Origin of the sequence: Protofrankia sp. Cj5 (assembly GCF_917627405.1) — a bacterium.
Classification (GTDB): domain Bacteria; phylum Actinomycetota; class Actinomycetes; order Frankiales; family Frankiaceae; genus Protofrankia.
Genome location: NZ_CAKJTO010000057.1, coordinates 26,247 through 34,068, shown reverse-complemented (window position 1 = coordinate 34,068; position 7,822 = coordinate 26,247). Strand labels below are relative to the sequence as shown.

At 67.5% G+C, this 7,822-nt stretch carries 6 protein-coding genes; 4 read left to right on the top strand and 2 right to left on the bottom strand.

What is annotated here, in order from left to right; all coding sequences use genetic code 11:
• The first annotated feature begins 910 nt into the window (after window positions 1-910).
• From MJ777_RS13835 to MJ777_RS13825, 3 genes are all read left to right on the top strand, one after another.
• The gene (locus MJ777_RS13835) at window positions 911-1,435 is read left to right on the top strand and encodes a GtrA family protein (RefSeq protein WP_239310764.1); all 525 of its coding nucleotides are present in this window, start codon (window positions 911-913) and stop codon (window positions 1,433-1,435) included.
• Window positions 1,436-1,690: 255 nt separating this feature from the next.
• Window positions 1,691-2,314 (top strand): TetR/AcrR family transcriptional regulator, encoded by a 624-nt coding sequence (locus MJ777_RS13830; RefSeq protein WP_239310765.1) that lies wholly within the window; start codon window positions 1,691-1,693, stop codon window positions 2,312-2,314.
• 108 nt (window positions 2,315-2,422) lie between these two features.
• Window positions 2,423-4,420, top strand: coding sequence for an Hsp70 family protein (locus tag MJ777_RS13825; RefSeq protein WP_239376633.1), 1,998 nt, complete (start codon window positions 2,423-2,425; stop codon window positions 4,418-4,420).
• Window positions 4,421-4,639: 219 nt separating this feature from the next.
• Here MJ777_RS13825 and MJ777_RS13820 read toward each other — a convergent pair whose 3' ends face one another.
• Window positions 4,640-5,188, bottom strand: coding sequence for a PH domain-containing protein (locus tag MJ777_RS13820; RefSeq protein WP_239345903.1), 549 nt, complete (start codon window positions 5,186-5,188; stop codon window positions 4,640-4,642).
• A 59-nt stretch (window positions 5,189-5,247) separates the two neighbouring features.
• Window positions 5,248-6,192: a biotin--[acetyl-CoA-carboxylase] ligase gene (locus MJ777_RS13815; protein WP_239376632.1), complete on the bottom strand. Its 945-nt coding sequence runs from the start codon at window positions 6,190-6,192 to the stop codon at window positions 5,248-5,250.
• Between MJ777_RS13815 and MJ777_RS13810 the strand changes: the two genes are divergently transcribed.
• Window positions 6,191-7,798, top strand: coding sequence for an acyl-CoA carboxylase subunit beta (locus tag MJ777_RS13810; RefSeq protein WP_239310769.1), 1,608 nt, complete (start codon window positions 6,191-6,193; stop codon window positions 7,796-7,798). The genes MJ777_RS13815 and MJ777_RS13810 overlap by 2 nt on opposite strands.
• The last annotated feature ends 24 nt before the right edge of the window (window positions 7,799-7,822 follow it).

Genomic DNA, 7,822 nt, shown 5'->3' with positions numbered 1-7,822 from the left:
GGTGGCGGGCGCGGCCGGGCGCGCCCGCGTCGGCGCGTCGCCGGCCTGCCGGGCCGCCGCGAAGCTCGCGGCGCGCGCCACCATGGAGTCGGTGGCCGTGCGGGGAACGGTGGCAGTGTGTGAGCCTTCGGCCCGTACTGAACCTCGGCCGTCGACCATGGTCATCGTGGTGCAACCTCCATCGGCGCGGTGGACACAGCAGAACCAGGTTCGTTCGTGCACGGCAGCGTCGCCGGGAACGCGCCAGCGCGGTGTGCCGCCACACAGCAGCCCGGCCAGGCACCCGCCGAGCTGCTGTGTGGCAAGTCGTCACCACAGCCAGCCGCAACAAGGATGACGCGGCCACGCCGCTTTCGCCAGCGGTACGCGGCCCAACAACACAGATCGCAATCGCAAACGCACGTTGACCGTACGGAGCGAAACGCACATCACGGCAACCAGCCCGACAGTCGAGTCACCAACCGGAGCAGGGGGCATACTTGCCGCGAGGGATCGGCCCGACAGGCTACCCGGCGACCGCGCGCCCGGCGTTCCCGCCTGGCCAGGACCGTCGGCACGCCCGTCGCCAGCCGCACCCCCATGTCAGCGAGATCGCCGTCCCGACTAGCCTTTCGTGCGCGGCCGTGGACCTACTCACGCGCCGGTATTGCGCTGTGACGCAAGCATCGAAGGGGATCGGCGTCCTCGAGGAGGAGATCAGCGAGAACCGGTCCAGTCAATGACGATGAATTTTAATCTTGCCGGTCGCCGGCGGCGTCGAGAACCTGGAAGGCAGCCGGCCCCGCGATGATGATTTCGCTCGCGCGGCCGGCGGCCCAAACAGCTAGGGGGGTAGCGGATGAGCCAGGGGAGACCGTCGGTAGACTCAGCCGGTGACGCAAACCGGTCAAGAGCACCCGAAGCATCTGAGGTGAACGCGGCACCGGCGGAGGCCTGCGCGGAACGATCACGCTGGCAAGTGCTCGGCCATGAGCTGGCGAAGTTCGGAGTCGTCGGCGTCGTCTGCTACGCCATCGACGTCCTCGTGTTCAACCTGTGCCACGGGCTTGTGGGCATGGGTCCGCTCAGCGCGAAAACCGTCTCCACCATCGTGGCCGCGACCTGCGCCTACATCGGCAACCGGAACTGGTCGTTCACGCACCGGGCGCGTACGGGCCTCAAGCGCGAATACACACTGTTCGCCATCCTCAACGCCATGGGTCTGGCAATCGCCTTGGGCTGTCTGGGCTTTGCCAACTACGTACTGAACCTGCACAGTGTGCTCGAGCTCAACCTGGCCGGAAACGTGGTCGGCACCGGGCTCGGCACCATCTTCCGGTTCTGGGCCTACAAACGGTGGGTCTTCCTGCATCCCGACGATCCGAAGGCGGCGCTGCATACCGCGGCCGAGGCGCAGCGCCGGCAGGGTGTCCCCGAGCCCGCTGGCCACGCATAGCCGGGGGCGCATCGGTATCGGAACAGAACCCCGGCGTTCCGATACCGATTGGTTCCCATCAGCCGTGGATGCGCTACGCTCTGGGACAAGCCCGCGCGTTTCCTTCTTGTCGGCGTCGCCGCTTGTGACGGCAGGCGGAGCGCGTCGAAAGCCACCGGATGGCACGTGTCGGCTTGCAGCCGGCTGGTCGAAGGCGGCATAGTTCCAGTTTGGGCCGCCCGAGACCTCAGGAAACCTAGGCCACAGGGGGACGCCGTGGTGCGGCCTACGCTTGATTCGTCCCGCTCCGGGGGCCGCCCTCGGGACGATTCACGGGACGGCGCGATTCGTCGCGCCACCCTTCAGCTACTCGCCGAAGTTGGGTACGACGGCGTCACCATGGACAGGGTGGCCACCCGGGCGAAAGCCGGCAAAGCCACCATCTACCGCCGCTGGCCCTCCAAGGTCGCCCTGGTCATGGACGCGATCACGACGATCACCGAGCAGTCCGTGCCCATTCCCGACACCGGTTCGTTCCGTATGGACATGCTGGCCTTCATCTCCTCGTTCCGAGATGCCATCGGCGATGACCGCGGCAGGATCATCGCCGAGCTGGTGTCTGAAATGCCCCGTAACTCCGAGCTGCGCGAAGCCCTTCGCAATGGGCTGCTCGCCCAGCGCAAAACCGCGTCCGATGTCATCGTGCACCGCGGCATCGTCCGCGGGGAAATCAGCGCGGAGGTCGACCACACGGTGCTCATGGAGCTCGGTCCCGCCCTCGTTCTGCAGCGGGTGCTGCTCTCCGGAGAGGTCGTCGACGCCGCGTTCATGGAACGGATCGTCGACGACCTCATCGTTCCCTACGCCGTCCACGGCTTGGCGGACCAGCCGACGCGCTGACTCCGGGCGGCGCTGGGAGCACCGCGGCGAATTGGTTCCCAGCGCCGCGCGACAATGCTTTTCTCGTGCGGGCGGAAGCGCGAGAACGCCTGACAAACGGGGGGAGACATGACAACCGGCCAGACACTCGCGGTCGACCTCGGTACCGGTTACACGTCCGCCTGCGTCGGCCTGGACGGCCGGGGGGAATCCCTGCGGCTCGGGCCAGGCGGGCCGATGCCGGCCGTGGTCAGCCTGAGTCTTGACGGCCGGCTGCTGACCGGTACCGCCGCGGTGGACGTCGCGGCCACCCATCCCGACCGCGCGCAACGTCATCCGTTACAGGCGCTGGAAACGACCGAGCGGGTCCAGCTCGGTGAGGTGACCATCCCCACGATCGAGCTGATCGCCGCCGTCCTGCGCCAGGTCCTGCACGAAGCGGCCCGCCACGCTCCGGGCCCGCCACCCCGCCAGGTGGTTCTCACCGCGCCGGCCCGATGGACAGCCACGGAGGTCGACAGCCTGCGGGCAGCCGCTACCAGGGCGGGGCTCACCGACGTCATGCTGCTTCCGGAACCGATCGCGGCGGCCCGCTATCACGCCGCCCCTGACAGCATCCGCGCGGGCACGGCCGTTGCGATATATGATCTTGGAGCCACAACCCTCGCGACGACGATTCTCACCGCGACACCCAACGGATTCGAGATCCGCGGCGAGCCCGGCGGCAATCCCGCCTTCGGCGGTGACGACATCGACGATGCCTTACTTCGCCAGCTGGCGGACCGTGCGCGCACGGTCGACTCGGCCGCCTGGGACGAGCTGTGGGCCGATCTGAGCCCATCCGGGCGCCAGCGGCACAACCAGCTACGCCAACAGGTCGTAGCAGCCAAGGAAGGACTGTCAACCGCCACCGTCCGCACCATTGCGGTCGGCGGATCCATCGGCGACATCCAGCTCACCCGGGCGGAGCTGGAAGCGTCGATCGAGGGTGACCTACGCGCGACCGTGACCGAACTGATCCGCACAATCGAGCGTGCGGGGATCCGGCCCGGCGAGCTCAGCGCGATCTTCCTTGTCGGCGGATCGACCCGCATCCCACGGATTTCGGCGCTGGTGACGGAGCTGACCGGCATCCGCCCCCGGCCCGCCGCCGACCCCCAGGCCGCGACAGCGCTGGGCGCTCTGCTCACCGCGACCGCGACCGCGACCGCGATGCCCGCTGGGCCCGGATCGATCCCCTACGCCGCCCGCGTCGCAGCGGAACCCGAGGCGGGTGCGGCCGGTGCCCGCCCCTTCGGGGCCCGGGATGACTATGCCCCGACCGCCCGCTACCCGTTCGGTGAGCTCCCGCGCTCAGACACATACCCACCACCGGGTGGATACCCACCACCGGGTGGATACCCACCGCCGGGCGCATACCCACCACCGGGAACGATGGGCGGACCGCCGCGGCAGCAGCCGTCAGGCCGGCGGCAGACCGCCATCATCGGAGCGATCGTCACGCTGCTGGTCCTCGCCGTCGGCATTCCGATGATCGCGCTGACCGTGGCCAGTTCGGACAAACCCGACCCCAGCCCGACGGCGGGCACGACCCTGCCCGCGATCCCCGCCGGACCGACGGGCACGCCGCGGCCCGCCTCGTCGGCGTCATCATCGCCATCACCATCGCCGTCGCCGTCCCCGTCGGCAACCGGGTCCACCAACGGTCTGACCGTGGCCCAGCGCAGGCTGCGGGCGCTGCTCGATCCCGCTGAGATAACGGACTGCGAAGCGAATCCGGATGCCGAGGACTCCGACATCGACGCATCGCTGACGTGTGTGGCGAGCAACGGCACAGCCGTGATCGCGTTCCACTACTACACCGCCAAATCACTGCGCGGCGACGTCGACTACCGGTCCGGCCAGATCACCGACGAGGGCAGCTGCGAGAACGGCCGTTCCAGCGTCGGGACCTGGCAAGTGAACAGCAGTTCCACCGTCGACGTCGGTGCGCTCCTGTGCTACTACCACAGTGGACGGTTTGTGATGTTCTGGAGCTACGACTCAGATCTCGTCAGCTTCGCCGCCGCGGACACCGACGCGGCATCCCTGTACCAGTGGTGGAAGCGGTTCGACCCCTTGGCCTGAACCACCGCCGGCAGTGACCCGCGACGAGCCGATGGCCGCCTAACCGGTGGGTGACCCAGGGCGTGTCTGATGGATCTTCGATCGTGCGGATCAATGCCCAGAAGGCGTCCTGCGGCGTTGTCGTCGGTCCGGATAGAACACCGCTATCCGGACCTCCTCCGCCTTGCAGGCCACTTTCTAGATCATCGCCCACATCGACCAACATCCATCAGACACGCCCTAACGGTTACGCTCGTGGCCGTAACCATCGATGTCGGTGTTGACGGGGCCTCGGCGCCGAAGGTCGATCTCGTCGACCAGCCGGTAGATGGTTGCGTGCACCTCTTCGACCCGTGGCAGATTCGCCAGCACGACCTGACCGCGTTCACCGGCGCTTTCGATGGTCAGCGTGCCGGAGCCCAGCAGGCGTTCGGCGAACGAGTGGTGGAACGAGACATCGTTGAGCCGCTGAAGCGGGATGTCACGGCCGTTGCGGGAAAAGACGCCCGTCCGGATGACAACACGTTCCGTTGTCACAACATAACTTGTCGTGATCCACTGTAACCACGGACGCAGGCTTGTGACAGTGAGCAGGGCCGCCGCGGCCGTGATCACGAGCCACTGTGCCGCATGCTGGAACGAACCCGCCGGTATCGCCAGCACACCGAACAGCGTCAGGCCCAGAACCACGACGAACGCGGTGGCCGGCCCAGCAAGCCTGATCCAGTGCGGATGAAGGTGCAGGACAACCTCTTCATCGCTGGTCAGAATGCTCTCTGGAAATCCCACGCGGCCGATCGTCTCACCGTCACCACGTCAGCGGCGCCCGAGGGTCGATCGGCTCGGCGTCACCGCAGATGGACGACGTCCCCCGCGGCGAAGGCCCGGCCGTCCACGACAAGCCGGCCATGGGCGTCCACAGCTGTGGCGGCGCCCACCACGACAGCACCGTCGGGCAGCTCAACCCGCACCTGCTGACCGAGCGTCGCGCACACCGAGCGGTAAGCGTCCCTGGCACGATCCGGTTCCGCGAGCCAGGCCCGGTATCCCGCGGCGAGTTCCCGCAGCACCTCGATCAACAACTCACCCCGGCCAGTCGCCGGCCGCGACGCCCGCCGCTGGCAGAGCGCCACGCTGGTCGCCCCGAGGGGCAGCTCATCGGCGGCCGTATCGACGTTCAGGCCCACCCCCACGACCACCGCGGTCGTTGCCGGTTGGCAGGGAACGGCCTCGGCAAGGATTCCCGCTACCTTCGCGCCGTCCACCAGCACGTCGTTCGGCCACTTGAGAACGGCCGGGATACCGGCGGAACCGCGCAGCGCGCCAACCAGCGACGCGCCGGTGAGCAACGGCAGCCAGCCGAGGGCCGCGGCCGGCACCGTGGGCCGCAGCAGCACCGAGAAGGTGAGTCCCGCGCCCGGTGGCGAGACCCAGGACCGGTCAAGACGCCCACGGCCGGCCCACTGCGACTCGGCGACCAGCACCCGCCCTTCACGGGCGCCCGCCTTCGCCGCCGCCACAAGATCGGCGTTGGTCGAGCCGGTCTCCCCGACGACCCGCACGTCGAGGCCGTCGTCGGCGAGCGCCGCCGCTACCAGGCCGGCGTCCAATGGAAGCCGGCGCGGATGTGTCTTCGATGTCCGCATGCCAGTCAGGGTGCCACCGACCGGCCTGTTACCGGAGCGTTGTCCTGGCGGGCTGACTACCGTTACGTTCCGCCACGGGTACTGGTTTGTGCCCCCCACCCGCGAATCGAGCACGCGGAGCCGTACCCGCCGTACGCTGCCCGGCATGGTACTTCCTGTTCCCGCTCAGAATCCCGCGCAGGGCTCGGTACCCGACCTTCTGACGGCCACCGGCAAGATTGCCGAGTTGAAGCGGGTCAACGACGAAGCGGTACACGCTGGTTCCCAGCGGGCCGTTGACGCCCAGCACGCCAAGGGCAAGATGACAGCCCGTGAACGGATCGAGGCATTCCTCGACCCCGGATCGTTCGTCGAAACGGACGCGTTCGCTCGGCACCGCTCGCATGATTTCGGGCTCGATCGCAACCGCCCCTACGGTGACGGCGTGGTGACAGGATACGGCACGGTAGACGGCCGCCAAGTCTGCGTGTTCAGTCAGGACTTCACGGTTTTCGGCGGCAGCCTGGGCGAGGTCTTCGGCGAGAAGATCATAAAAATCATGGACCTGGCGCTGAAGACCGGCTGCCCGGTGGTGGGTATCAACGACTCGGGCGGCGCGCGTATCCAGGAAGGCGTTGTTTCGCTGGGCCTCTACGGTGAGATCTTCTATCGCAACGTGATGGCGTCGGGAGTCGTCCCACAGCTTTCGCTGATCATGGGCCCGTGTGCCGGCGGTGCCGTTTACTCCCCCGCCATCACCGACTTCACCCTGATGGTCGACAAAACCAGCCACATGTTCATCACCGGTCCAGACGTCATCAAGACCGTGACCGGCGAGGACGTCGGCATGGAGGAGCTCGGCGGCGCGCACACGCACAACTCCCGCAGCGGTGTCGCCCACTTCCAGGCCGTGGACGAGACCGACTGCCTGGAGAGCGCTCGGGCGCTGCTGTCGTTCCTGCCGTCGAACAACATGACGGATCCGCCGGCCTTCGCCGCGGTGGCCGACATCCAAGCGGAGATCACCACCGAGCTGGACGTGTTCATCCCGGACTCGCCCAACACTCCCTACGACATGCACACAGTGATCGAACATGTGCTCGACGAGGGCGACTTCCTGGAGATCCACGCCCAGTTCGCACAGAACATGATCTGTGGCTTCGGGCGGATCGACGGACGTTCGGTGGGCGTCGTCGCCAACCAGCCGATGCATTTCGCCGGCACCCTCGACATCGACGCCAGCGAAAAGGCGGCACGCTTCGTCCGGACGTGCGACGCGTTCAACATCCCGGTACTCACCTTCGTCGATGTTCCCGGCTTCCTGCCCGGTACCTCGCAGGAGTGGAACGGGATCATCCGCCGCGGCGCGAAGCTCATCTACGCCTACGCCGAGGCCACGGTCCCCAAGGTCACCGTCATCACCCGGAAGGCCTACGGGGGTGCATACGACGTCATGGGATCGAAGCACCTGCGGGCCGACATCAACCTGGCCTGGCCGACCGCGGAAATCGCGGTGATGGGCGCCCAGGGCGCGGTAAATATCATCTACCGCCGGGAACTCGCGTCCACCGACAGCCCGGAAGACCGCCGCGCGGAACTGATCGCGGACTACACCCAGCACTTCGCCACCCCCTACATCGCCGCCGAACGCGGGTACGTGGACGCTGTGATCTCGCCGTCAGTCACCCGTCGCGAAGTGATCCGAGCCCTTCGGCTGCTGCGGACCAAGCGGGAGTCGCTCCCGCCCAAGAAGCACGGAAACATTCCGCTGTAGGTGCGCCTCACCTTCATGAAAGGA

Coding starts and splice junctions, on each gene's coding strand:
- MJ777_RS13825 (WP_239376633.1), top strand. CDS start 2,423: ATGACAACCGGCCAGACACTCGCGGTCGACCTCGGTACCGGTTACACG.
- MJ777_RS13810 (WP_239310769.1), top strand. CDS start 6,191: ATGGTACTTCCTGTTCCCGCTCAGAATCCCGCGCAGGGCTCGGTACCC.
- MJ777_RS13815 (WP_239376632.1), bottom strand. CDS start 6,192: ATGCCGGGCAGCGTACGGCGGGTACGGCTCCGCGTGCTCGATTCGCGG.